At 50.5% G+C, this 26,288-nt stretch carries 15 protein-coding genes; 12 read left to right on the plus strand and 3 right to left on the minus strand.

Features of this window, described 5'->3' with window-relative positions:
* The first annotated feature begins 68 nt into the window (after positions 1–68).
* The 5 genes from PG862_RS12925 to PG862_RS12945 all read left to right on the plus strand — a co-directional run bounded on the left by PG862_RS12925 (position 69) and on the right by PG862_RS12945 (position 11,997).
* Complete coding sequence (locus PG862_RS12925) at positions 69–4,961, plus strand: type II secretion system protein (protein WP_270707653.1); 4,893 nt, start codon at positions 69–71, stop codon at positions 4,959–4,961.
* A gap of 585 nt (positions 4,962–5,546) precedes the next feature.
* Entirely contained in the window at positions 5,547–9,125 is a 3,579-nt protein-coding gene (locus tag PG862_RS12930; protein ID WP_118570421.1) for a DUF5717 family protein, read from the plus strand.
* Positions 9,126–9,152: 27 nt separating this feature from the next.
* Positions 9,153–10,373, plus strand: coding sequence for a DUF5716 family protein (locus PG862_RS12935; RefSeq protein ID WP_118570420.1), 1,221 nt, complete (start codon positions 9,153–9,155; stop codon positions 10,371–10,373).
* A complete protein-coding gene (locus PG862_RS12940) occupies positions 10,370–11,182 on the plus strand; it encodes a hypothetical protein (protein ID WP_118293230.1) in 813 nt (270 codons plus the stop codon). Before PG862_RS12935 ends, PG862_RS12940 begins: the two co-directional genes overlap by 4 nt.
* Before the next feature lie 86 nt (positions 11,183–11,268).
* Positions 11,269–11,997, plus strand: coding sequence for a histidine phosphatase family protein (locus PG862_RS12945; RefSeq protein ID WP_118570419.1), 729 nt, complete (start codon positions 11,269–11,271; stop codon positions 11,995–11,997).
* Positions 11,998–12,064: 67 nt separating this feature from the next.
* Here the strand turns inward: PG862_RS12945 and PG862_RS12950 are convergent, their stop codons facing one another.
* Complete coding sequence (locus PG862_RS12950) at positions 12,065–13,075, minus strand: nucleoid-associated protein (RefSeq protein WP_117795671.1); 1,011 nt, start codon at positions 13,073–13,075, stop codon at positions 12,065–12,067.
* Positions 13,076–13,082: 7 nt separating this feature from the next.
* On the minus strand, positions 13,083–14,798 hold the full coding sequence (locus PG862_RS12955; RefSeq protein ID WP_243023720.1) for a CvpA family protein: 1,716 nt from the start codon (positions 14,796–14,798) through the stop codon (positions 13,083–13,085).
* A 250-nt stretch (positions 14,799–15,048) separates the two neighbouring features.
* On the opposite strand from PG862_RS12955, the gene secG reads away from it, so the two are divergent.
* The 4 genes from secG (at position 15,049) to hcp (ending at position 20,504) form a co-directional block, all read left to right on the plus strand.
* A complete protein-coding gene (gene secG / locus PG862_RS12960) occupies positions 15,049–15,285 on the plus strand; it encodes a preprotein translocase subunit SecG (RefSeq protein WP_107000428.1) in 237 nt (78 codons plus the stop codon).
* Positions 15,286–16,006: 721 nt separating this feature from the next.
* Positions 16,007–18,112 carry a ribonuclease R gene (gene rnr / locus PG862_RS12965; RefSeq protein ID WP_118742713.1) on the plus strand — a complete coding sequence of 702 codons (2,106 nt, stop codon included), beginning with the start codon at positions 16,007–16,009 and terminating at the stop codon, positions 18,110–18,112.
* Positions 18,113–18,161: 49 nt separating this feature from the next.
* On the plus strand, positions 18,162–18,626 hold the full coding sequence (gene smpB / locus PG862_RS12970; protein WP_022358767.1) for an SsrA-binding protein SmpB: 465 nt from the start codon (positions 18,162–18,164) through the stop codon (positions 18,624–18,626).
* Between the two features lie 285 nt (positions 18,627–18,911).
* The gene (gene hcp, locus PG862_RS12975; protein WP_270707654.1) at positions 18,912–20,504 is read left to right on the plus strand and encodes a hydroxylamine reductase; all 1,593 of its coding nucleotides are present in this window, start codon (positions 18,912–18,914) and stop codon (positions 20,502–20,504) included.
* Between the two features lie 303 nt (positions 20,505–20,807).
* Here hcp and PG862_RS12980 read toward each other — a convergent pair whose 3' ends face one another.
* Positions 20,808–22,187: an MATE family efflux transporter gene (locus PG862_RS12980; RefSeq protein WP_270707655.1), complete on the minus strand. Its 1,380-nt coding sequence runs from the start codon at positions 22,185–22,187 to the stop codon at positions 20,808–20,810.
* 237 nt (positions 22,188–22,424) lie between these two features.
* On the opposite strand from PG862_RS12980, the gene PG862_RS12985 reads away from it, so the two are divergent.
* From PG862_RS12985 to PG862_RS12995, 3 genes are all read left to right on the plus strand, one after another.
* Positions 22,425–22,661 (plus strand): hypothetical protein, encoded by a 237-nt coding sequence (locus tag PG862_RS12985; protein ID WP_022360338.1) that lies wholly within the window; start codon positions 22,425–22,427, stop codon positions 22,659–22,661.
* Positions 22,662–23,036: 375 nt separating this feature from the next.
* Positions 23,037–23,822: a ZIP family metal transporter gene (locus tag PG862_RS12990; protein ID WP_117795818.1), complete on the plus strand. Its 786-nt coding sequence runs from the start codon at positions 23,037–23,039 to the stop codon at positions 23,820–23,822.
* A 483-nt stretch (positions 23,823–24,305) separates the two neighbouring features.
* The gene (locus PG862_RS12995) at positions 24,306–26,225 is read left to right on the plus strand and encodes a DNA gyrase/topoisomerase IV subunit B (protein ID WP_270707657.1); all 1,920 of its coding nucleotides are present in this window, start codon (positions 24,306–24,308) and stop codon (positions 26,223–26,225) included.
* Positions 26,226–26,288 lie beyond the last annotated feature (63 nt).

A 26,288-nucleotide genomic window follows, 5' to 3' on the forward strand; every position in this document is an offset into this window, starting at 1 on the left:
TGTTCAGCAGGTCTGCGCGTGACTGTGAAGGTACTGAACAGTTACAATAAAAAGAGGAACGAGGACAGATGGAGCAGAAGAGACAGAACAAACAGAAGAGAAGGGCGGCGTTTACGCTGGCGGAATTTTTGACGGTGATTGCGATTGTCGGTATTCTTGCCAGTCTTTCTTTTGTTGCGGTGATTCATTACCAAAGAAAGCTCCGCCGTCTGGAGATGGATCAGACGGCGAAGGAGATCTTTCTGGCGGCGCAGAATCATCTGACACTGGAGGTCTCCAGTGGAACGATTCCGCGTCTGCTCCATATGGAGGCACAGGGGGAATTTTCAGACGATCAAAAGCAGGCAAAGCTGGGAATTTCGGTAGAAAATACAGTGCTGGCGGAGGAGAAAGAGGGAAATATCTACGCGGTTCTCTATGTGCCGGAAAAACAGGCAGGGCAGCCTGAATCGGAACAAGAAGAGTCTGGCGGTGAGGCAGCGCTGGTGTCTGCGAATGTGACCGAGGAGATCCGGCAGCGCCTTCTTCCGTTTGGATCGATTGATGAGACCGTCCGTGCAGACGGGAGCTATCTTATTTTCTATGATCCGGAGGCAGGACTGGTCCGCGAGGTGTGGTATTCGGATCATTATCAGTTTGTGCAGACAGATATCGGAAGCGAGGCACTTCTGGCGGCGGCATCTGATGCCGGAAAACGGGAGCGGTTTACGGGTGCTAACTCCAATTATAAGGATCAGAAGCTGCCGATCGGATATTACGCATCAGGAAATCTGGAAGTCCCGGAACTGCCGGTGGAGGAATTCGAGGCGCCGACAGTGAAACTGGTGAATGATGATATTTTATATGCAAAAATCGAGGATCCGAATAAAAATGAACATTCACTGAGTCTGTTTGTAAAGGGAGAAAAGAGCGGTACAACCGGATACATCGAGATCAATCCCCAGGGAACCAGCCCTTCGGCGCGTGTGGCGAAGGTGTCCGGAACTTCGGGCGATTCGGATGGAACGTATCAGGTCATTCTGGATGACATAGCGGCGCCAGCCGGCATGGGCGGAAGTACAGGATTCAAATTTATGGACTTCAACCAGCCGGCACAGACGGATATGACATTTCAGCAGGATGAAAGAGGTTTTGCCTCCTTTATTCCGGGCGAAAATATCTTTGTGTACGCGCAGGTTTTCAACAATGAAGCGCTTTCGCAGGTTAAGACGAGCAATACAGATTCAGGCAGCAGCCTCTTTGCATCGATCGGTACGGACCGAAGCGCTGGGATCGGCAGCTTCCGCCATCTGGAAAATCTGGATGAGCGGGTTTCAGGCTGGGATCCGGATCAGCTGTACACGGGAGCGGTGACTACATCCAAAACGGTTACGGCGATGCAGAATAGCGATTTGACCTGGAAAGCGGGAGAAAACACTGCGGACGAGAGCGGTTACTGCGGACATGTGGCGAAGCTGCATACGGCATTTGGCTCGAATTTTTTGAATCAGAATGCGGAAACCATCTCGATTGCCTACCGGGTGACGGATCAAACGAATGCAGATCGGACGAACCCGACGGCACAGACATATACCACGGAGGCGGGAAGCTATCTTCCGCTTAGCCTGCCGTATCCACTGGACTATCAGGGAAATACATACCGGATCGATGGTCTGCAGGTGGGAAAAACGACGGCAAGTTCAATCACAGCAGTAGATGGGACGGGCGGACTGTTTGGAACGGTAACGCAGGATATGAGTGTTAAAAACCTGCTGATCTGCCAGCCGGTGGTCCGGACGAAGGCGAGTGCAGGCGCTTTGATTGGTGCGGTGACGCCGGGAACGGATTCCCGGGGAACTACGAATCTGGCAACGGTGAAAATTAAAAATGTGCAGATTGAATATCCGCAGGTACAGGCAGAGCAGACCGGCGCTTCTGCCGGTGCGTTGGTGGGCACATTTGAGGGCGTCACTCTGACCGTCCAGGATGCGCTGGCGGAGAACCATTTCCGTGATAAGCTGGGAAGCAGCACAGAAAAAGCGTCAGATCTGAAGCAGGAGGAAGAAAGCAAATACCGGATCCGCGCTTTAAAGGGAACGGCGGGCAGCCTGATCGGCACGGCAAAGGGGGAAATTTCTCTGACCGACAGCGCAGCGGCACTCTATGTGGAAGGCATGTACGCCGGCGGTCTGGTCGGAACTGTTGAGAAAGCATCAACTGCAGCCGCCGCAAGCGGTCCCACGGTGCAGATTCAGAGCTGTTATGTCGGCGGTCATACAGCAAACAAGAAGTTTGACACATCCCAGAAACCGGGGAATGGGGCAAATGCCAATGCAGCCTTTGAGAATCTTACCGGACGTTATAATGTAGCGGCATATACCGGCGGATTCGCAGGAGGTCTCGCCGCACAGCTTCCGGCAGACAGTCAGATAGCGAATACATATGTGTCGGCGTCGGTGTATTCGCCGACGGCTGAGGAAAAATCGGATGAAACGGAGGATGGAAGCGGAACGGCAGCGAATGAAACAGAGAATCCGGCGCTGAAAGCACCTGCGTTTGTTGCGTTCTATGATTATGCAAATAGAACGGATGGAAGGCTGCCGTCGGAGACGAGCGGTACGGGAACAAACAAAAAATCAGTTTATCCGGGCTGTTATGTGTGCAGTAAGGTGAATGAGAAATATGTGCTCGCATACGCAGAAGAACTTTCAGAACTGTTTGGTGCTGAGGGAACGGGTGCAGACAGCGAGAATACATATCCCTATGATCCAGAATTAAAGAAAGCAGAGATACCGATTTATCCCATGCCGACGATCCAGAAAGTAGCGGAAAAACTTGCTGCGCAGAACGCTTCAAAGGGATTTTCCTGGTTTCTGAATAACCATGTCGGGGACTGGGACAAGGAAGAGAACGAAGAGGCGCTGCATACTGGAAACAGGCTGTATATCGATTATGTCTCTCCGTCTCCGCTTGAAGAAAATCAGAGAATACATCTGATATTTTCGATTACCGGCGAATTGAGCGGTAAAACGATGTGGTATGTTCTCCAAGTCAATACTGGTGATTTGCAGGAAAATACTCTGAGAACGGGATCGAAATTTTGCTTTGTAGATACGAAAGAGAAAGCTGCCAGCTGTGCAGAAAATGAGGCAAATGGCAGTTGGACGAGCTTTGCTGCAGAAAACAGGGTAAATCGTTTTGAAATAGGCATAACGGAAGAGAAAAAGTTGAAATTGCGTTTCTATCTGGATGATTTATCACGTGAGGGTGGAAATTTCTGTAGTCTGGGTACCTGGGGAGGTTATCAGCCGGGCGGTTACATAAATGGAGAAAATGTTATCGTAAAATTGAGCGAGGATGGCTATCCGCCGACAGAAAATACAAAGCTCTCATACAAGTTCAACAGCTGCTTTGCCGATGTAATTGAACGAAATGGTGATGGAACGGATACCTATACGGTTAAGGTCGCCAATGGGCGTCATCTGCAGAATCTGAATTTCTGCGGAGAAGGCTATGGTGGTTTAAAGATCACACGGGTCATTCAGACCGATAATATTCTCTGGCAGGAGGATGATTCGATTACCTCACAGACGGAAGCGTATTGTAAAGAGGTGAAAGATGCATACGGAAAGATGACGATCTACAGTCCGGGAAATTCCAAGTATGAAGGTGGAAGTTTCTGGCCGATTAACAACCCGGATATTATCTCTTATGATGCGGAGGTGGATGAGAAAGAAAAAGCAAAACTGGGTGAATGTTATACGATTGCAGGCTTAAAGATAACTCCTGTTGCCTGGAATGGTGCGGCTTTATTTCAGAAGACGGATCATCTGACGATATCAAACTTGAATCTGAAGGATCCGGACATTTCCTGTCAGGGGCAGAATACAGCAGGGCTGGTGGCGCAGGCAGGCACTTCGGCGGACAGCTATCTAACGATTAAAAATATCCATATATATGGAGAAGAATCCCGGATTTCTGGAACGCTGGCAACAGGCGCGGTGGTTGGAAGCACGAATAGTGGCAGTCTGACACTCGACCATGTAGTTGTAGATGCACCGACGCTGCAAATAAGTGGAGGAAAAACCGGAGGCTTGATCGGGGAAGCAAAAGTAAGTGATTTAGTGATGAATCACGTATATGTTTCAGGAAAAAATGCACGGATACAGGGAACCGATGCTAGCGGAGGTCTGGTCGGCTTTGCCGAGAGCTCTGGTCAGATGAAGTTGGAAAACAGCTTCTTCTCTGGGTATGTGGATACAACTGGAACCGCCGGAGGTTTGTATGGATACCTGAAAAACAACCAGAATGGCGGAACTGCCGGGAAAGAATTCAGCATTGAAAACAGTTATGTCGGCGGACGGAACCGCTCTTACGGTTATACGGAAAGTGGTGCGGAAGTGCTGTCAGATAGAAAGAATGTGTCAGGCGGCAGGTGTGCCGGAGGCCTCGTGGGGTGGATGGATGGTCCGATTTCGGTAATACAGAGTTTCAGTGCAGCGGATGCGTGTGGAACGAATACATATAATGCCATCGCAGGCGGTTTATTTGGAAAATATGATTCTGCAAAACTGGTTCTTTCGAACTGCTACACAACAGGAAGTGTGAAAGCGGCTGGAACCTCAATGTTCCTTGGACACTATATTGGTCAGTTGAACAATACCTGGTGGTGGGGGCCAGGAGCCCAGCTGGAAGCTGGCATTCTTTCGGTCCCGGAAGAATGCTGGTATCTGCCAAAGCTAAGCGACGCAATCATTGGCGCACCTTATGTGGACAGCAGCTCTGTAAAGGACAGCTATTCCAGTATTACCAGGACAGGTGCCGCTGACCTGTCGTCCAAAACAGGCACCAATGGCGTTGATCAGACGATCGCAATAGATGATTCTCTGCAAGGAAAAGCATATCCATATCCAATTTGGACGATCTATGAACCAACAGTTTGGCAGACTGGCACACGCCTGTATGTGGGCGACTGGGATTAGGAAATTAAGAAAAATTAGAAAACGATTGAAAACTGGAAACAGGCGCTATTTTACATACCGGGCGGAACCATCAAATTTTTGCCCGGCAGGCAGGATAGCGCTTGTTTTTATCTCAGTCGAGAAGACTCCCACCTCTTCAGGTGGTGAGTAATAGCAAATTTGTCTCAGTGGGAGTTGGGTCTCCGACTGAGATAAACGCTCCGCGAGGATGCGCAGTGATTCTGCACAGAATAAGTGTTTTACTTGCATATAGGAATTTTCTGAACTGAAAATTCCGTACGATACAGCTCTGGCAGCAGATTTTGCCGATTTGGAATGCGAAGCATCGGCAAAATCCCGTTGCTGAGAACAGTATAAGTGAACAGCAACGAATATGTCAGCTTCGCTGACCAGAATCACGCGCCAAGTCTCACGGACGTTCGACTTGAAAAAATGCCGGATGGGCAATCAGCGAAATTCTCCAATTCCCTGATGTAAATGCAGACAAAATATGGTATGATATAAGGTACGAGATTTCGAACCGACGGAACTGTGGGAAGACGAAGCAGTTACCGGGACAGGATAATGAAACGGCAGGTGATAGGAATGAAAGAGAGAATTAACCGGCTGGCGAAGGGAATCATCGATTCGGAACAGCCGAAGATGACCTGGTCGCCTGAAAAGATAGACGAGACGCTGCGGATGAATACCCTGATGCAGAGAAATTTATGGATCGGGAGCGAAAATGGATTAAGTGTGAAGGGATTTGTGTATTCCTCAAACCTGCGGGTGCGGATTCCGGGGGATAACAATTCGTTTGGCGGACTCCGGTGCCGGATCGTATATGAAGTGGACACTTCGTTCCTGACGGCAGGCGACACGATCACAGGTTCTTTTTATCTGGTGACAAACTGCGGGGAAGAGGAGATTCCGTATGAGTTTCACGTCGAGGTGGCAGACGCCGGGAAGACTTTAGGTGATCTGAAAACGGCGGAAGATTTTCTGCACATCGCGGAAAATGATATGGAGACGGCGCTCCGGCTTTTGGAGTACCCGGATTTTGTGGAAGTGCCGTTTATGCAGGATATGCATGTGCGCGCACTCTATGACGGCCTGAAGGGGCACGGCAGCCGGGCAAATTTTATGGAAGAATTTCTGGTTGGACTGGGCGTGAAAAAGCCGGTCGGTCTGACGATTCCGGGCAGGGCGCGCGTATATGCCGAGCTGGCTGAGAATGCCGAGGACACGATCGAGATCCGGATGGATAACTGGGGCAGTGTGTACCTGGAGGTGACGGCAGACGGCGAGTTCCTCCATCTGCCGAAGAAGAGTGCGACGCAGGCGGATTTTGAAGATGGTCTGCTCCGTCTTCCGGTACGGATTCTGGCGGAACGGCTGCATGCCGGAAAGAATTTCGGTGCCGTCCTGATTCACACTGCCAGAGAAACCGTGCGGATCCCGATCGAGGCATCGGCTGCCGATGCGGGCGGATGCGACCGGGCACATATGTCATTCCAGAAAGAGCTTGGAAATTATCTGACTGCCCGTCTGGCGTATGAAAATGGGATCGGCGGCCCGGAGGCGGTTCACCAGATGCAGCGGGAGCTGGATCTGATGAAAATGACGCACTATGACGCGGGACTGCGGCTTTTGCAGGCGGAATTATACCTTTTGACTGATCGGCGTGAGAAAGCGCAGACGATTTTAAAGGAGCTGCAGGATTCAGCGGCGCTTAAAATATCGGGCGACCGGAAGCTTAACTGCCTGTACCGCTATCTGTACGTGACGCTGACCGGCAATGCCGAGCAGAAGGACACTTTGATCCGCCTGCTGCAGCAGTATGCGTCGGAGGAGACGGGCAGCAGCCTGTTTTATTATCTGATGCTTCTGCGTCTGGATGAGGAACTGCAGAAAAATCCGGTTACGGTGCTGATCAGCATGGAGCAGGAGTTTAAGGATGGCTGTCACAGCCCATTCCTCTATGCGGCGGGACTGAAACTTCTGGAGAGTGATCCGATCCTTTTAGACAATGCGGGCAATTTTGAGCTTCATGCCTTGTACTATGGGGCACGCCGGAAAATTATCAGCCGCGAGCTGGCACTGGCGGCGGTCCGGGTGATGCGTGCGTCCCGTTCGTACCGGGAGTTTTACAGACGCCTTTTGACGGAACTTTACGGGCTGTATCCGGAGACGGAGATTCTGGAGGCGCTCTGTGCAATGCTGATCCGGGGAGACTGCCGGGAGACAGCCTGTTTTGAATGGTATAGCCGGGCGCTGGAGGCAGATTTGAGTCTGACGCGCCTGTATGAATATTATTTATATGCGATGCCGGAGAATTATGACCGCCTGATGTCGCGTGAGGTATTTTTATACTTTTCGTATTCGGCAAATTTGGATGCGGGGTCACTGGCGAAGCTTTATGCGAACCTTCTTACATATGGAACGCCGGATTCGGATATTTACCGGATGTACGAGCGGGCGATGGAAGAGTTTGCGGTGGATCAGCTTTTCAAGGAACGGATAGACGGTGCCCTGGCGGTCCTGTACCGGAAATTGATCTATCCGGAACTGATCGATACGCAGATGGCGCGTGTCCTGCCGGGGATTTTGAAATCCTGCCGGGTAGAATGCCGGGAACCGGCGATGAAATACGTGGTGGTGCGCCATGAGGAGCAGATGACGGAGGACGCGTATGTGCTGAACGAGGGCACGGCGTATGTGCCGCTGTTTTCGGAGCGCGATCTGGTTCTATTCCAGGATGAAAATGAGACGCGGTATGCGCGGGTAAATTGCGCCATCCAGCCGGTATTTACGGATATGGAGGAACTTTTACAGACCTGTTTTGAAATGAATCCAATGCATCCGTTCCTCTTTATGAATGCGTGTGCAAAAGCCTGCCGCAAGGAGGTGCTGACCGGGGACGATGCGATCCTTTTGGAGCACGCGGATCAGAAGATGGAGCTGCACCCGCTGTTTAGGGCAAAGGTGCTGTCAGCGATCGTGCGGTATTATAAGAGGATGGCGGATGGGATTGAGGATGCGAAAAAGGATGGAAGTGTTTCCTACCTTCTGAGTCTTGACAAGGACCAGCTGACGCGGGATGAGAGAAACGGCGTCTGCGGGACGCTGATCCGGTGCGGGCATTTCAGCGAGGCGTATGAGATGGTGTGCCGGTATGGTCTGGAAGGTCTGCCGGTCAATCTGCTGCTACGGCTTTGCGGGAGAATGCTGCTTCAAAATCTCTTTGACCGGGATGACCACCTGCTTTATCTGACCTGGTATGTCTTTGAACACGAGAAGCCGGACAGTGTGATTCTCGATTATCTCTGCGAACATTTCAACGGTACGGTGGATCAGATGTACCGCGTCCTGATGCAGGGGCTGCGGCTCCGGGTGGAGACGTACGATCTGGAGGAACGGCTGGTGGCGCAGATGCTCTTTACCGGCAATACAGCAAAGTTAGACCGGGTGTTCGAGCTTTATGCGTCACGCAAGAAAACAGGGGAAAATATCGTGCGCGCGTATTTCACGGTCAAGAGCGTGGAATATTTTCTGGAAAACCGTCCGACGGACGACAAGGTGTTCGCATTTTTGGAGGGTGCTGTGCAGGGAAGCTCTGATCGGGAGCGGATCCCGGATATTTATCTGCTGGCGCTGACAAAGTATTATGCGACGCTGCCGGAGCTTTCGGAGGAACAGCGGCGCCTGTGCCAGTCGGTGGTGGATGTGCTTTTAGATGCGGGTATGATTTTTGCCTATTTTAAGGATCTGGCGCGGTTTATCCATATCCCGGGCAATATTTTAGATAAAGAAATCATCGAGTATCACGGAAACCGGGCGGTGCGCCCGTATCTGCGGCTGCGGATTCTGCCGCAGGAGGAAGAGTTCCACTATGAGGAAATGCGTCTCGTTTACCGGGATATTTACATTCGTGAAAAGGTGATTTTTGAGGGCGAGACGCTGGAATATCAGATCGAAGAGGAAGAGGACGGCGTCCGGAAGACGAAAGAAAAGGGAGAGATTTCCTGCCGGGAGATTCCGGGGCGCAGCCGGGAAAGCCGGTTTGCGGCGCTCAATGAGATGAGTCTTTCTTTAAAAGTAAATAATGAGACGGCGCTTCGGGAAAAGATGCGGGAGTACCAGAAGAGAGATGCGGCGGTAAGCGCACTTTTCCCGATCGCCTGAGGAAAGGGATAGACGGACAAACGATAGATGAATGGACTTATAATTGGCATGGATCTGTGTGATTCATGCACACATATATCCTGTCAGGGTCAGGAGACGATCTGGTCGGTTCCGACCCGGATCGGAAAAGAACCGGATTCGGACGTCTGGCGGGTGGCAGAGGAGAGTGCCGGGGGCGCGTTAGAGGGCATGGTAGTGGAAGATAAGCTGCTTTCCCTGGCGATGAAGGACGGCACCGCCACGATCGATGGTGTTCGCTACGAGGGCTTATATCTGCTGAAAATGTTCCTGAAGCAGGTGCTTGCGATTCCCAGACAGGCGTCCGGAAAAGAAGAGATAGAAAACCTGGTGATCACGGTGCCAAAGCTTGAGGTAAAGCTGGTGGACTGCCTGATGTACTGTGCCGATTTTCTGGAAATCGACCGGAGCCGGGTGCATGTGATCAGTCACGCGGAGAGCTTTGTATATTACGTGATGAGCCAGAAACGGGAAGTCTGGAGCAACCAGGTGGGAATGTTTGAGCTTTCGGAGAATGGTCTTCATTATTATGAATTGAGAGTGCAGCGCGGGCTGCGCCAGATGCAGGTGGTCGCGGATCAGGAGGAACTGGAGGAGTCATTCCACTTAAATGTGCTGGACAGCGACGCGGGCATCCAGATGGCAGACCGGATTCTTTCCTCCTGTGCGGAACGGCTGCTGCAGAAGCGCCTGTTTTCAGCGATCATCCTGACCGGCAGGGGATTTGCACAGACGGACTGGGCGGCAGATTTTATGCAGCAGATCTGCAAACGGCGCCGGGTGTTTGCGGAGATGGATGTATTTACCCGAGGGGCGCTGATCCGCTCGGAAGATCTCTGTGAAGCGCAGAGTGCGTACCATTTTACCTGTATCTGTGAGGGGCGGCTGAAAACAACGGTTTCCCTAAAGATTCAGGAGCGTGAAAAAGAGGGACAGCTGGTGCTGGCATCCGCCGGGGACAGCTGGTATGAGACGAAAATGACGGCGGAATTTATCGTGTCGGGCACGCCGGAGGTAGAATTTTCACTCCAGCCGCTGGAACCGCGCAAAAAGAAGACGGTGAAGATTCCGCTCGAGGGATTCCCGAAACGCCCGGACCGGACGACCCGGATCGAGATGGCATTTGGATTTACCGGGGAAGACAGGATGATCGTCATGATACGTGATTTGGGATTTGGAGAATTGTTTCCGGCGACAAACCGGATGATTAAACAAGAGGTTTCATTATGAGTCTGATACTTTGCCGGCAGGAGCCGGTTCGACATCCTTTTTACATAGAACGGCTGGGCGTCCATATCGCATCGTCGCAGGAGCTGTGTTATGTCATTTATCAGAATCCGCTTCTGGCGCTGGATGGATTTGTGGATGACCGCCTGATTGAGTTTATCCGTTCGGAGCTGGGACTTTCGTTTCTGGCCGGCAAACTGGAGGCATGGCAGCGGAGCGGCGAGAGCCAGGACGAGCTGCCGATCGTGATTCTGCAGGAGTGCTGTTATTATACGGCAAAGGAGATTGCGGCATACCGCCAGAAATTGGCGGCATTTCGCAAAATGAATGCGGCGGAGTTCCGGAAGGAGACGGCGGATTACTATTTCCGCCTGCGGCAGTTTGGGACGGCGATCTATTACTACAACCGGATTCTGGAGGACTGGCGGGTCAAATCGCTGACTGACGAATTTACCGCGAAGATCTGGAACAATATCGGGGCAGCGTATGCCGGGATTTTCTGGTTTGAGAAAGCGTTTACCGCTTATGAAATGGCGTACAATTTCGACAAGAGCCCGGAGATGCTGAAGCACCTGTACCAGCTTGCCTTGATTGACCCGAAGCTGGAGCTTAAGGAGCGCCATGCGGCTGCGATGACGCCGGAACAGAAGGAGATCTGGAAACGGGAACTCGACGAGGCGAACCAGACCGCAGAGAAGTGCGGGAATGTCCGCATGGTCGAAACGATGTTTGACCGCAATCCGGTCCGGCGGATGGAGAGTGCGGGAGAACTTTTAAATGGGTGGAAGCAGGAGTATCGGAAGATGCTCTAATTTTGCTCGCGCCAGTGTCCTTTCCAGGTATACCCGGTCATCAAGATCATTCCTAGTTACCATTTCTTTACGAAAGGAGTTTTCCTATGCGCCTTCTGATTGTCCGCCATGCGGATCCTGATTACTCAATTGATTCCCTGACCCCGGCTGGCTGGGAGGAAGCAAAGCTTCTGGCAGACCGTCTGGCGCCGATTCCGGTGGCGGCTTATTATGTATCGCCGCTGGGGCGTGCGAAGGACACGGCGTCCCTGACCTTAAAAAAAGCCTGCCGCACGGCAGAAATCTGCAGCTGGCTGCGTGAATTTGCCCCGCAGGCGGTACATCCGGGAAAGGATTCCGGGCACTGTGTCTGGGACTGGCTGCCGGATGCGTGGATGGCGGAGCCGAAGTATTTTGATAAGGATCACTGGCATGAAACAGAAGTCTTTCAGAACGCCCATGTAAAAGAAGAGTACGACTGGGTGACTGGAGAGCTTGACCGGCTGCTCAGACGGCACGGATATGTGAGAAATGGATTGTTTTACCGGGCCGTGGCACCGAATGAGGACACGATTGTTTTATTCTGTCATTTTGGCGTCGAGTGCGTCCTGCTTTCCCATCTTTTAAATATCTCTCCGATGCAGCTCTGGCACGGAACCTGTGCGGCACCGTCGTCGGTGACGGTGCTCTATACAGAAGAGCGCCGCTCCGGCGTTGCATCCTTCCGCATGAGCCGTTTTGGGGATGTTTCTCATCTGTATGCGGGTGGACGCGAGCCGTCGTTTGCGGCGCGGTTCTGTGAGGTGTATACACGGTTTGATCAACGGCATGACTGATGGATGTTTCTGTTATTATGTATCGCAATCGTTTGAATCAGCCGATAAATAAATTTTGTGTGAGAGGCTATTTACTGCTCAGCATCCCAATATTTTTAATCAACACCGAGATTGTCCCGTCCATGTTGGTGATAAACTCCACATGGTCGGGATTTCTGTATTCTTCCATCGGGATCGTGATCTCGATGCCGGTGTCAGTGTACAGCTTCTGTTTCTGGAATTTCTTGATCGTCTGTTCATTTTTCGGCGCGACCGTCTCGTAGGAGAGGTTGTAGCGGTCGAGTTTTTCATCCAGCTCCTCGAGCATCTCCGGGCTGCCGGGAAATACTTTTTCGCGCAGTTCGGACACCTTGATTTCGCCCTGTTCCTCTAATTCATTACAGATAATGTCTTTGATTTCCATCTTTTTCTGTGCATCCTCGTCGCCGTAATATTTTTTGGCAACCTGATCGACGGCGCGGGTGACGATGTCGAGCTTGGATTTCTGGGAGAGCGGAGCGCGGCATTCGAGGAAGAGCTCGGAGAAATAGAAGCATTTTTCGCCGTTGACCTCATATTTTTTCTCAGCCAGAATCAGGGAGCCGTCGGAGAGATCGAGGACAAATGCCTCGGAGAGGCGCTGTCCCTGTCCCGGAAGCAGTGCGCGCTGTAAAATGATCTCGTTGCTGTTGCCGCCGTCCGTTTCCCTGGTCTGATGCGTGTAGGAGGTCTTGTAGTTCATCTTTAAGAATGCCAGATAATCCTTGCCCTTGCAGCCGAACACGGTCATCGCCACATCGGCGGCTGGAATGTCAATATTCGCATTCATGATGTCGTAGAGGCGCTCGGCGAGCTGTTTGCTCGTCTCGACGAAATTGTCCGGGGTGCAGTTTTGCAGCAGCTCTTTGACCTCGGATCCTTCTGCAAATGTACAGTGCTTGACATCGTCACTTTCCGTTATTTTCTCGATATGCGCTTTCAGGAAGTCGGAAAAATCGGGTCCGACCTCCATGCTCTGGTCGGAGAGAACCGGGATTCCCACCGAAGAATCGAGGATGTGTACGATGGCTGCCTTTAAAATCATATCTTCACTTTTCAATGTTATCTTACCTCCAGGTTATAACTTCTTTTGTAGAACCATTCTCGACGCACTCAAAGGAAACGGAGTCGCCCGCCTGCACGAACGGAAGCCGCTCGGAAACGGTGATCGCAGCGGTGTAGACGCTGTCGGTGCGGTCATCGGTCAGCGTGAAATAGTAGTAGGTGTTACCGGAAACGACGACATTCTCGATCGCCTCGACCGTGCCGGAGACAGTTTCGCTTGCCGCCGGTTCCTTGGCAGTCGGATCTTCAATTTCCTCCTGTCCCAGCGTCTCACGGTAATTGCGCTTCGCCTCATCGATCGTCTGTCCGGTGCCGACGATCTGGTACTGCGCGACATCGACGAACGCATACATTTTCACAAGCCCTGCAGCATCTTTCAGGGAAATGAAATATGCCGGTCGTCCGGAAATATTTAAGAGAAGCGGGAAGGTCGCACTGTAATTTAAGTGCTGCACCTGTCCGCGCGCGGAATCCATTGCGGCGAGCTCGGTGGCGCCCGGAACGGTGTAAAATTTCGTTTCTTTCGTCCGCAGGTTGACGAGGACGAAGCCAATGTTCGACTCATCTGAGGTTACAGAGCTCATGCCGGTGTACAGCCACACATCGTCGTCGATGGCGAGATAGTTGTAGCCGTAGGTCGTCCGACGCACGCCGCGCTGACCGAAGATAGAGTTTAAATAACCATTCTGGAATCTGCCGTTGTCGTCGAGCTGTTCCATGATGAGGTTCGAATCATAGAGCTGGTCGATCCACTGCGGGACATTCGCCTTGGCGTACCACTTAGATTCGCCGGTCTCAGCATTGACGAGGATCGCGCCGTCGATGTCCTTGCCGTTCCACCAGCCGATCCGGTAGGCGATGGTCGGCGCCACCCAGTATGGGTTTCCATCGTCGTCGATCTCGAAGGAGACCGTCTCAAACATCCGTGTCGGGTAGCAGAAACGGATGTAGCGGTTGATATTGCGGAAGAAATATTCACTGGTGGAATACTTCATGCCGGAGGACAGCCAGACGAGATCGGTATTCTGATCGACCATATTGACAGCAATGTATGCCGGAAGTCCCTTCTTCTGGTTGTAAAGCCATTTGATCGGGTCGGCATAGCGCAAAGGCGTCACGCGGTACGGTGTCCCCTTGTAGTTGATCTGTGTGTAATTTTCCTGAATCTCAAACTGGGAGACCAGGTCGGTCATCTCACCGAGCTTTTTGCTTCCGAGCCGGGAGGCGGTATCCTTATCAACGACCGGGATCTGCGACATGCCAAGCTCTGCGACATCTGAGGCAAAATCGCCCTCGGTAACGGTGATCAGATCGCGGTAGCGGGACGCATTAAAAAGCTGGATGCCCGCCGCCGAGGCGATCAGGGAAAAGAAGATCAGGACAGCGATCGCGATCATGCCATATTTGCACGGGCGTCCCATCGCCTTAAAACCGGCAAACGGACTGCCGGAGACGTTGGAGTACTTGCGCCGCAGAACCATCCGTCCGGTCACAGGATCGCGCACGACCTCGACGCCGCGGTTTTGCTGCACTGTTTTCAGGAATATGAGAATGCTTTCCATAAAGTTGACTGCCAGTACAATCAGAATGCAGATAATCAGGAATACGATGAAATCCTGATCGTGCAGATTGATGGCGGGCATCATGGTGTAGAACACCAGAAAAATAAGGACGGCAGAGAGAAACAGACGCCCAAACGCCGAAGTGAATTTTTTCAAAATAGAACCCTCCTGACTCGTTTTATGATAAAAAATAGCTGTTCCCATGAAAAAAAGGATTTCGCTGATTGTAAATGTGATAGAACTCTATTGTATCGCACGACGGGAGATAAAATCAAGCCCGGTAACGGAATTTGCCGTGGCTTCGCATTTAAATACGGCAAATTCCCGGGTTGAAGTCGGGAAAAAAACAGTTGTCCTTCCGCCGAAAATATGCTATGATTACTATGTTTATTCAGGAGGTGCGAAGATGATCAAGACGATCCTTACGATCATATTTATTATTATCTGTGTATTCCTGTCGGCGGTAATCCTACTGCAGGAGGGCAAATCGGCAGGTCTGTCCGGTTCCATCGGCGGTATGGCTGACAGCTACTGGGGCAGAAATAAAAGCCGTTCTATGGAAGGAAAGCTGGAGAAGCTGACCAAATATGCTGCAATTCTGTGGCTGATCCTTGCATTAGTTTTGAATTTGAAATTCCTGTAAGGAACCTTTAAGAGGCTGTCGCGTGGCAGCGGGATCTGTTTCCTGAATCTGATATTTGCCGGTGGTTTCCGAGCAGATGCAGGGGTGAGAGGCAGAGAGCGCTGGACGTGGCAGCTTTTTTTCATAGGAAATGGCGCGAGAATGTGAATTAAGAAAGAGAAGTGAGATAGATTTGAACATATTTGATAAAATCATGGGAAAAATAAAGAGAAGCGAGGCTCAGAAATACGCAAAACAGCAGAAGCGCCAGGCGCAGATGCAGAGTGCGGCAGCTTCACAGAAAGAGGAAGGACAGAAAATGCCGGAAAATCGCAGGAGAGAAAGAGAGGCGTTTGAAAAACGTCAGCAGACGGAGATGAAGCTCTCGGACGAGATGCTGGAGAGGATCCGGAAGAATGCAGAACAGCGGTTTGCGATGCGGAAAGAAGAAGCGCGGGAAGAGAAAATGTCCGGAGAAAGCCGGGAGAGCAGCGTACAGCGCCAGATTGACGGGGATGGGTTGATCGGCGAGTGGGAAGAGAGGTACGGAAAAAAGAAGAAAAAGCCGGAGCGTGCGAAAGGTCCGAAAGAGGAATCGGTGCGCCGGAAAAAGGATAAAGCGGGAAAGAAAGACCGTGATCGGAAGTTTGAGCGTGAGATGGATAAGAAGCGCGAAAAGCGCGGCGAGAAGAAGTGTGAGGATATTGGCGCTTCCGAGGAGGAGTTTACCCGCCGCTGCAAGATGATTCAGGATGTCATGAATGAACCGGCATACGTGCCGATGAAGCTGAAGGAGCTGGCACTTCTTTTAAATATTCCGAAGGAACAGCGCCGGGAGCTGCAGCGGGTTATCGATCATCTGCTGGAGGAGGGAAAAATCAGCATGTCCCGCAAGGGCAAGCTGGGACGTCCGGAGACATTTTCAGAGGCAGGTATTTATTCGGGACACCCGAAGGGCTTCGGTTTTGTGACAATCGAGGGACGTGAGCAGGATGTGTTCGTTCCGCGTGAAAAAACAAAGGGCGCGATGCACGGCGATAAGGTGCTGGTTGTGATTGAGCAGGAGAGCGACGGCGGACGCAGAGCCGAGGGAAGTATCGTGCGGATCCTGGAGCACGCCAATCAGGAGCTGGTTGGTCTGTATGAGAAAAACGGCGGTTTCGGCTTTGTGATCCCGGACAATCCACGGATTTCACGCGACATTTTCATCCCGCAGGGGTGTGACGCGGGCGCAGTGACCGGTCATAAGGTCATCGTGAAGATCAAGGATTACGGAAACAGCCCGGATAAGAAGCCGGAGGGCGTGATCACCAGCATTCTCGGACATATGAACGATCCGGGAGTCGATATTTTATCGATCGTGAAAGCATACGGTCTGCCGGAAGAATTTCCGCCGGAGGTCATGGCGCAGCTTGAAGAGATCCCGGATGCCGTCCGCGAGGAGGACAAGGCGGGACGCAAGGATTTGCGCGATCTGCCGACAGTCACGATTGATGGTGAGGAAGCGAAGGATCTCGACGATGCGATCACGCTGGAGAAGACGGAGCAGGGTTACCGGCTCGGTGTACACATCGCGGATGTGACCCATTATGTCCGCGAGGGCAGCCCGCTTGACCGCGAGGCATTAAAGCGCGGAACGAGCGTGTATCTGACAGACCGCGTCATTCCGATGCTGCCGCATAAACTCTCAAACGGTATCTGTTCCCTGAATCAGGGAGAGGATCGTCTGGCGCTGAGCTGTATCATGGAGATCAATGACAAAGGCGTCGTGATCGGACATGAGATAGCAGAGACATTGATCCGCGTCGATCGCCGGATGACGTATACGGCGGTCAATGCGATCATCACGGATGATGATGCAGAGACGAAGGAGAAATATAAGGAATTTGTGGATTTATTCCTGCAAATGAAAGAACTTTCGCAGCTTCTCCGCAAGAGGCGCCAGGAGCGCGGTGCGATTGACTTCGACTTTCCAGAGAGCAAGATTTTACTCGACGCCAAAGGACGCCCGATCGAGATCAAGCCGTATGAGCGCAACGCGGCGACGAAGCTTATCGAGGATTTCATGCTGATGGCAAATGAGACGGTAGCTGAGGACTATTATTGGCAGGAAATGCCGTTCCTCTACCGAATCCATGAGAAACCGGATGAGGAGAAGATGGCGAAACTCGGAACGTTCATCAACAACTTTGGATATACATTGCGGATGCCAGGCGGCGAAGTCCACCCGAAAGAGCTGCAAAAGCTGCTTGAAAAGATCGAGGGCACGCCGGAGGAGGCATTGCTCAGCCGTTTGACGCTGCGCTCCATGAAACAGGCGAAATATTCGACCTTGAACTCCGGTCATTTCGGATTGGCGGCGAAATATTATACCCATTTCACCTCCCCGATCCGCCGTTACCCGGATCTGCAGATCCACCGGATCATCAAAGAGTGCCTGCACGGCAATATGGATGCGCGAAAAACCGCCCATTTTGAAAAAATCCTGCCGGAAGTGGCAGTCCAGACCTCGGCACTGGAGCGCCGCGCTGACGAAGCCGAGCGCGAAACCGATAAGATGAAGAAAGTCCAGTACATGGAACATTACATCGGAGAAGAATTCGAGGGAGTCATTTCCGGTGTCACCAACTGGGGCTTCTATGTCGAGCTGCCGAACACGGTTGAAGGATTAGTTCATGTCAATGAACTGCGCGGCGACTATTTCGTATTTGACGAAGCACACTATGAGTTGGTCGGAGAGATGACGAGAAAGACGTACAAGCTCGGTCAGACTATCCGCGTTCGCGTGGCTGCGTGCGACCGGTATGCGAGGACGATTGATTTTATGCCGGCGGTGTACTGGAAGTAGAAGATTGTAAAATAAGATGTAAAAAGTAGAGAGGGAAAGAGGAATTAAAATGGGAGCTGGAATCAAGATGGTGGCGAACAATAAGAAAGCCTACCATGATTATTTTATCGATGATAAATTCGAAGCCGGGATCGAGTTATTCGGTACCGAGGTTAAATCGATCCGCATGGGTAAATGCAGCATCAAGGAAGCATTTATCAAGATCGAGAGCGACGGTCAGGTGTATGTATTCGGCATGCATATCAGTCCATATGAGAAGGGAAATATCTTTAATAAAGATCCGCTGCGTGTGCGGAAACTCCTTCTTCACAAACTGGAGATCCGCCGCCTGATGTCGAAGATCAAAGAAAAAGGATACACGCTGGTACCGCTGCAGGTGTATTTTAAAGGAAGTCTCGTAAAAGTGGAGATTGGACTGGCACGTGGTAAGAAGTTGTATGATAAGAGAGACGATCTGGCGAAAAAGGATGCGAAGCGGGAGATTGACCGGGCGTTTAAGGCGAGACAAAAATAAAAGAAAAGATTCCATCTATGTACCGACTTCCAAATGTTAGACCCAAAAATCTAACGATTGGAGGTCGGTATTTTTACGGCTAAATATTCTTTTGAACTTAAATTTCTGTTTCGTTGTAAAAACAACTGAATTTCTGCCGGTGTTTTTTTATAATACGCTTGTAAAGCTAAGAAAGACAAAAAGCCGGCAGCCTGGAAGTGCGCGAATGTGTTCTTGAACGTGAGGGTGCCGCAGGTTAGAAATAATGGCAGTTGATTGCAGAACAACGAAAAGGAGTTATAAAGTATGGAGCGGAAAATGTTTTGTTACCAGTGTGAGCAGACGGCAGGCTGTACGGCCTGTACCGGCAGTGCCGGTGTGTGCGGCAAGAGAGCGGACACCGCCAGGCTGCAGGATAAGCTGACGGGTGCGCTGATTGGCCTTGCAAGAGCGACGGAAGGCAATGAATACCTGATTACCGGGGATACCAGCAGACTTGTATTGGAAGGATTGTTTACCACGGTAACAAATGTGAATTTTAACAATGACACCATCACTGAATTGATCCGGCGGGTTGAAAAAGAGAGAGAACGCCTGGTGCCTGATTGTTTCGTGTGCACGGTCTCCTGCGGCAAAAATAACAATTATGATATGAATAATCTCTGGGAGGCAGACGAGGATGTCCGTTCTCTGAAATCGCTGATTTTGTTCGGAATCCGCGGCGTTGCGGCGTATGCTTACCACGCGGCCGTTCTGGGATATACCGATGACACGATCAATCGCTTCTTTTTTAAGGCGCTCTTTGCGATCGGCATGGATGACTGGGGCATGGACGAGCTGCTTCCGATTGTCCTGGAAGTGGGTGAAATCAACCTCAAGTGCATGGCGCTTCTGGATCGGGCCAACACCGAAACTTATGGAAATCCTGTTCCGACGCAGGTGTCTCTGACCGTGGAGAAAGGCCCGTTTATCGTTATCAGCGGCCATGATTTATACGATTTAAAACAGCTCCTTGAGCAGACGAAAGATAAGGGCATCAACATCTACACTCACGGAGAAATGCTTCCGGCGCACGCTTATCCGGAACTGAAAAAGTATCCTCACCTGAAGGGCAATTTCGGCACGGCATGGCAGAACCAGCAGAAGGAATTTGCAGATATTCCGGCTCCGGCTCTCTTTACGACGAACTGCCTGATGCCTCCGAAAAAGAGCTATGCCGACCGGGTGTTTACGACGGAAGTCGTATCTTATCCGGAAATGGTACACATCGGCAAAGAGAGAGATTTTACGCCGGTTATTGAAAAGGCACTTTCACTGGGCGGTTATCCTGAGGATATGCATTTTACAGGCATAAACGGCGGCAAAACAGTCATGACTGGATTTTCCCACCATGCGGTTCTTTCAGTGGCGGATACGGTCATCGATGCCGTTAAATCGGGAGCCATCAAACATTTCTTTCTGGTCGGCGGATGTGACGGTGCCAAGCCGGGACGCAATTATTATACCGAATTTGTAAAGCAGACACCGGCAGACAGCATTGTTCTGACCCTTGCCTGCGGCAAATACCGGTTCAATGATCTGGATCTGGGTACGATTGGCGGTCTTCCGAGAATAATGGATATGGGACAGTGCAACGACGCTTACAGCGCCATCAAGGTTGCGGTGGCACTGGCAGAAGCATTTGACTGCGGTGTCAACGATCTGCCGCTTTCCATGGTGCTCTCCTGGTATGAGCAGAAAGCAGTGTGTATCCTGCTGACACTGCTTCATCTGGGGATCAAAAATATTCTCCTCGGACCGTCCCTTCCGGCATTTATCTCTCCGAATGTGCTGCAGTATCTGGTGGAAAATTATAACATTGCACCGATCAGCACACCGGAGGAGGATCTGCACAGATGATATTGGGCGCGAGTGCAAAAGCCCCGATCGAGGGGGACAATTGTACGTCTCTATTCTTTTGTAACGTGCAGCTATGAATTTGACAATGCTCGGACGATTCTGTATGCGTATGAGACAACGGAATAATTAAGCGGATATTCGATGAAAAAGGAAATAGATAAAAAGAAGTCGTGATAATATAATAAGGACGCAGAACCGCCGCAAAAAAGTATAAATAAAAAGGCAGCTATAAAACAGATAAAGAAATTCAAAGAAATATCTGTTTTACAGCTGCTTTTTATTTACAGGCTTGTGCGATATATTTTAAACTGCTTCCTGTTTCTGCAGTTTCGTCAATTTCCGCCAGATGGTAAAAAGCATCGTTCCAAAGCAGGCAATTCCGCCGATAAAGTTGGAAATTGGTTCGGCGGCAAATACGCCGTTGGTGCCCATTCCGAACATACTTGGCAGCAGGATTGTCAGCGGAACGACGATGATTACTTTTCGGAAAATAGAGAAAAAGATCGCTTTTTTGGATTCGCCCAGACCGACGAAAATCGACTGTCCGGAGAATTGGAGCGACATCATAAAGAATCCGAAAAAGTATAAGCGGATCGCCGGAATACCTGCTGCAATGAGTTCTGCATCCTGATTAAAAATGCGGATAAAGAATGCTGGGAAACCATCGACGATCAGCCAGATACCGGTCGTATATAAAATTGCAATAAAAGAGGTAAAGACGATTGCCTTTTTAACGCGGCCGTATTCTTTCGCCCCATAATTGAAACCGAGCACCGGCTGGGCGCTGTGGGTAACGCCGGTTACCGGAAGAGTTGCAATTTCACGGATGGAGTTGATAACGGTCATAACACCGACGTAGAGATCGCCGCCGTATACCTGTAAGGTTGCGTTGCACATGATCTGGACGGTGCAGTTGGTGATCGCCATCGTGAAACCGGACAGACCGAGTCCGACGATTTTCCGGATCCTCCGTGCGGAAAGGTGCATCGAAGAACGTCTCAGTTTCAGGATTGTTTTGTCACTGGTTAAAAACCGCAGAATCCAGATGGCAGAGAGAAGCTGCGACAGGATGGTGGCGAGCGCCGCGCCGCGGATTCCCATGTGAAGCATAAAGATAAAAATCGGGTCGAGCAGGATATTGGCGGCAGCGCCCAAAAGGACGGTCATCATGCCGATGCGCCCGAATCCCTGTGAATTGATGAACGAGTTCATGCCGAGTCCGACCATCACGAACAGGCTGCCGAGCAGATAGATTGTAATGTAGGCGTCCGCATATGGATAAGTAGCGTCGCTGGCTCCGAACAGATACAGCATTGGTTTGCGGAATATCAGGCAGAGCACGGTCAGAAGCACACCGGAAATAACCATCATGGAGAAGGAATTTCCCATGATCGCCTCGGCTTCTTTGATATCCCCGCGTCCGCGCTCAATTGAGCAGAGCGGCGCGCCGCCCATGCCAAACAGGTTGGCAAATGCGATGACGAGCGTGATGATCGGCAGCGAAAGCCCGATGCCGGTCAAAGATAGGGTGGCATGATCGGGTATGCGTCCGATGTAGATGCGGTCAACGATGTTGTACAGGACATTGATAAGCTGCGCCAACGTCATCGGGATCGCGAGATTCATGATATTTTTAACGATACTTCCTTTGGAAAAATCGTTCTGTGTATTGGAAGCACTCATACAAACTCCTTTTTTCTTGCGTTTGGATACAATCTGATATTATAATAAGGAAAAAGAAATTTGTCCAGAGAGAAAGTCATTCAAAAGAGATTCAAAAAGGAAGTATATTATCAAAAAATGCGTTTTATTGAAATGGAGATTACTCTGATTGATGAAAAACTTGGTTTTTAAACGAATCGATATTGCACAAATAAGAGATTTGTGCTATTCTCAAAGAAAACGAAAGGGGTATGTATTATGCCGAGAGGACCGAAACGTTCTGCATTAGAAGTAAACAAAGAGAAGCTGGCAGCGGTAGAAGAGAAGCTGGCTAAATTAGAAGAAACCGTTAAAGCTCTGAAAGCAGAGAAAAAGGAATTAGCGGCTGAGATTCGTAAAGCTGAATTAAGCGAATTACTGGATGCGATCGAAGAGAGCAATTTAAGCGTAAACGATGTTCATGAGTTTATTAAACAGAATTCTGAGCAGAAATAAATTAAAGAGTGATAAATTATTGTATTCAAAGAATGAAAAGAGAACTGGAAATTAGGGACATCCTGATTTTTGGTTCTCTTTTTTTGTTTGCGGAAAGACGTTTGCAAACGAGAAACATATGAAAGAATGCCGATGTATAAACAGAGGGTTGTTTGAATCGGATTTGAGCCGGGATTGGTGGATGAAACTGGCTTAATGATAAAAAGGAACCGTGCAAAAGAAAGGCGCATATGCTACAATAGGAATATTCAATCAGAGGAACTTGAGATGACTTCTTTGAACGACCCGGTACATCAAAGAGAAATAGAAGAAAAAAAACGAGGTTCCGGGAAAAGAACCGTTCAGATATTTAAAAAGAAAAAGAAAGGAATGAATATGGATCAAAATACGCTTCTTGGGGTTTTGATTCCGTTTGTCGGTACGACGGCGGGAGCAGCCTGCGTCTTTTTTTTGAAAAATGAGTTAAAGCCGATCATCCAGAAAACGCTTCTGGGATTCGCATCGGGGGTGATGGTGGCGGCGTCGGTCTGGTCACTTTTAATTCCGTCGATGAATATGTGCGAAGCGATGGGGCATCTGGCATTTCTGCCGGCATCCATTGGTTTTATGGTGGGTATTCTGATGCTGCTTTTGCTGGATCGTGTGATCCCGCATCTGCATCTGGGAAGTGATGAGCCGGAGGGGCATGTGTGCGGGCTCAAGAAGACGACGATGCTGGTTCTGGCGGTCACACTTCACAATATCCCGGAGGGCATGGCAGTCGGAGTGGTATTTGCCGGATTCTTAGCAGAAAAGAGCGGTATCACGCTTGCAGCGGCGCTGGCGCTTTCGCTTGGAATCGCGATTCAGAACTTCCCGGAGGGAGCGATCATTTCCCTGCCGCTTCGGAGTGAGTCAGGGATGAGCCGGAAAAAGGCATTTGCGATGGGAACACTCTCCGGTATCGTCGAGCCGATCGGGGCGCTTGCGACGATCGCCGCGTACCGCTATCTGGAACCGGTTCTGCCGGTTCTCCTGGCGCTTGCAGCAGGGGCGATGATTTACGTGGTTGTGGAGGAGCTGATTCCGGAGTCGGCGCAGGGCAGTCATTCCGATATGGGAACGATCGGATTTGCGGTTGGATTTGTGCTGATGATGATTCTGGATGTGGCGCTGGGATAAAAGAAAGCTGGCAGTGCTGGCATGGAATCTGGCTGCCTGAAAAGCGAACATTTGTTCTGAAAAATGCGTTGCAAAATTTTTGAATTTATGTAATAATATTTGTAGCTGTTCAGTAGGTCCACGCATTTACTGCGCTGACCGTACGAAAACATGGGCTAGCAGGCAAAAATCCCATTGCCGCAGGCAATTTTTAATGGATTTTTGCGCGTGACGGTGAAGGTACTGAACAGTTACTAATATTTTATAGTAAATGAGAACGGTTTACTACTTTTTCGGTAATGAAAAGTCTATAAAACAATGGCTGGCGGGTGTGATGCCAGAGAGTTAGAATGTTCTATTTGCATGATTTCAAAGTCATAAAATAAATACATATTATAAGTAGAAGAAATCAGCTTGACCTGTGAAATAAAAGCTGCCGTTTGCATCACTCGTGTAAATGGCAGCAAATATGATTCCCAGGTCGGGCACAGGAGGAATGAATCTATGGGTAAAACACAGTATGATGCGGACAGCATAACGGTCCTGGAGGGACTGGAGGCTGTCCGTAAGCGTCCTGGTATGTATATAGGAAGTGTGGGAACGAAGGGACTGAATCACCTGATCTATGAGATCGTGGACAACTCGGTCGATGAGCACCTGGCGGGTGCCTGTTCCCAGATCCGCGTGACACTGGAGGCGGACGGCTCCTGCACCGTCCGGGACAATGGACGCGGTATTCCGGTGGAGATGCATAAAAAGGGTGTGGCGGCGGAGCGAATCGTACTCTCGACCCTGCACGCGGGCGGCAAGTTTGACAACAATGCGTACAAGACGAGCGGTGGTCTGCACGGCGTCGGTTCGTCGGTTGTCAACGCCCTCTCAGCGCATCTGGAGGTCAATATATATAAGAATGGACAGATCCATCACGATGCGTATGAGCGCGGCATCCCGACGGTTGAGCTGATCGATGGTCTTCTGCCGGTGGTTGGAAAGACAAGAGAGAGCGGAACGGAGATCAATTTTCTGCCGGATCCGGAGATTTTTGAAAAAACGCGGTTCAAGGCGGACTGGCTCAAGAGCCGCCTGCATGAGACGGCATATCTGAACCCAAAGCTGACGATTCTTTATGAGAATAAGCGGGCGGGCGAGGCTGAAAAGGTGACTTATTCGGAGCCGGACGGCATCGTGGCGTATGTGCGTGAGCTGAACAGCACGAAGACGCCGATTCATGATCCGATTTATTTCAAGGGCGTCAGCGACCAGATCGAGGTTGAAGTGGCATTCCAGTTTGTCGATGCATTTGAGGAAAATGTACTCGGCTTCTGCAACAATATTTTCACACAGGAGGGCGGCACGCATCTGGCGGGCTTTAAGACACGTTTTACCCAGATGATCAACAGCTATGCGAAAGAACTGGGAATCCTGAAGGAAAAAGATACAAAATTTACGGGACCGGATACGAGAAATGGCATGACGGCGGTTGTGGCGGTCAAGCATCCGGATCCGATCTTTGAGGGGCAGACGAAGACAAAGCTGGCGAGTGCCGATGCGACAAAAGCGGTGTTCAGCGTGACAGGGGAGGAGCTGCAGCTTTATTTTGACCGGAATTTAGAGGTGTTGAAGGCGATCATCGCCTGTGCGGAGAAATCTGCAAAGATCCGGAAGGCGGAGGAACGTGCCAAGACCAATATGCTGACGAAATCCCGTTTTTCCTTTGACAGCAACGGAAAGCTGGCAAACTGTGAGAGCCGCGAGGCGGAGAAGTGTGAGATTTTCATTGTCGAGGGAGATTCCGCGGGCGGTTCAGCCAAGATGGGACGAAACCGCCGCTATCAGGCGATCCTGCCGATCCGGGGCAAGATTTTAAATGTGGAAAAAGCTTCGATGGACAAGGTATTGGCGAATGCCGAGATCAAGACGATGATCAATGCGTTCGGCTGCGGTTTTTCGGAAGGATACGGCAATGATTTCGATATTGCGAAGCTGCGTTATCACAAGATCGTCCTGATGACGGATGCCGATGTGGACGGAAGTCATATTGATACGCTGCTTCTGACGTTTCTTTACCGCTTTATGCCGGAATTGATTCAGAACGGGCACGTATATATTGCGATGCCGCCGTTATTTAAGGTGATTCCGAAAAAGGGAAAAGAAGAGTATCTATACGATGAAAAAGCATTGGAGCGCTACCGCAGAACCCACACAGGGGAATTTACCCTGCAGCGCTACAAAGGTCTGGGCGAGATGGATGCGGAACAGCTCTGGGAGACGACGTTAAACCCGGAGAACCGTGTGCTCAAGCGTGTGGAGATCGAGGATGCCCGGATGGCGTCGGAGATCACGGAGATGCTGATGGGAAGCGACGTGCCGCCGAGACGGCAGTTTATCTACGATCACGCGGATGAGGCGGAGATAGATGCTTAATAGAAAGATTATGAGTAACTGTGAAGGCACTGAACAGTTACGATTATGAAAGTATATGACAGG

Source organism: Clostridium fessum (assembly GCF_027698965.1).
GTDB classification, from domain to species: domain Bacteria; phylum Bacillota; class Clostridia; order Lachnospirales; family Lachnospiraceae; genus Otoolea; species Otoolea fessa.

Excerpts from the sequence above, each read along its gene's own strand:
- PG862_RS12925 (WP_270707653.1), top strand. The coding sequence starts at position 69 with ATGGAGCAGAAGAGACAGAACAAACAGAAGAGAAGGGCGGCGTTTACG.
- PG862_RS12930 (WP_118570421.1), top strand. The coding sequence starts at position 5,547 with ATGAAAGAGAGAATTAACCGGCTGGCGAAGGGAATCATCGATTCGGAA.
- PG862_RS12935 (WP_118570420.1), top strand. The coding sequence starts at position 9,153 with ATGAATGGACTTATAATTGGCATGGATCTGTGTGATTCATGCACACAT.
- PG862_RS12940 (WP_118293230.1), top strand. The coding sequence starts at position 10,370 with ATGAGTCTGATACTTTGCCGGCAGGAGCCGGTTCGACATCCTTTTTAC.
- PG862_RS12945 (WP_118570419.1), top strand. The coding sequence starts at position 11,269 with ATGCGCCTTCTGATTGTCCGCCATGCGGATCCTGATTACTCAATTGAT.
- secG (WP_107000428.1), top strand. The coding sequence starts at position 15,049 with ATGATCAAGACGATCCTTACGATCATATTTATTATTATCTGTGTATTC.
- rnr (WP_118742713.1), top strand. The coding sequence starts at position 16,007 with ATGATTCAGGATGTCATGAATGAACCGGCATACGTGCCGATGAAGCTG.
- smpB (WP_022358767.1), top strand. The coding sequence starts at position 18,162 with ATGGGAGCTGGAATCAAGATGGTGGCGAACAATAAGAAAGCCTACCAT.
- hcp (WP_270707654.1), top strand. The coding sequence starts at position 18,912 with ATGGAGCGGAAAATGTTTTGTTACCAGTGTGAGCAGACGGCAGGCTGT.
- PG862_RS12980 (WP_270707655.1), bottom strand. The coding sequence starts at position 22,187 with ATGAGTGCTTCCAATACACAGAACGATTTTTCCAAAGGAAGTATCGTT.
- PG862_RS12985 (WP_022360338.1), top strand. The coding sequence starts at position 22,425 with ATGCCGAGAGGACCGAAACGTTCTGCATTAGAAGTAAACAAAGAGAAG.
- PG862_RS12990 (WP_117795818.1), top strand. The coding sequence starts at position 23,037 with ATGGATCAAAATACGCTTCTTGGGGTTTTGATTCCGTTTGTCGGTACG.
- PG862_RS12995 (WP_270707657.1), top strand. The coding sequence starts at position 24,306 with ATGGGTAAAACACAGTATGATGCGGACAGCATAACGGTCCTGGAGGGA.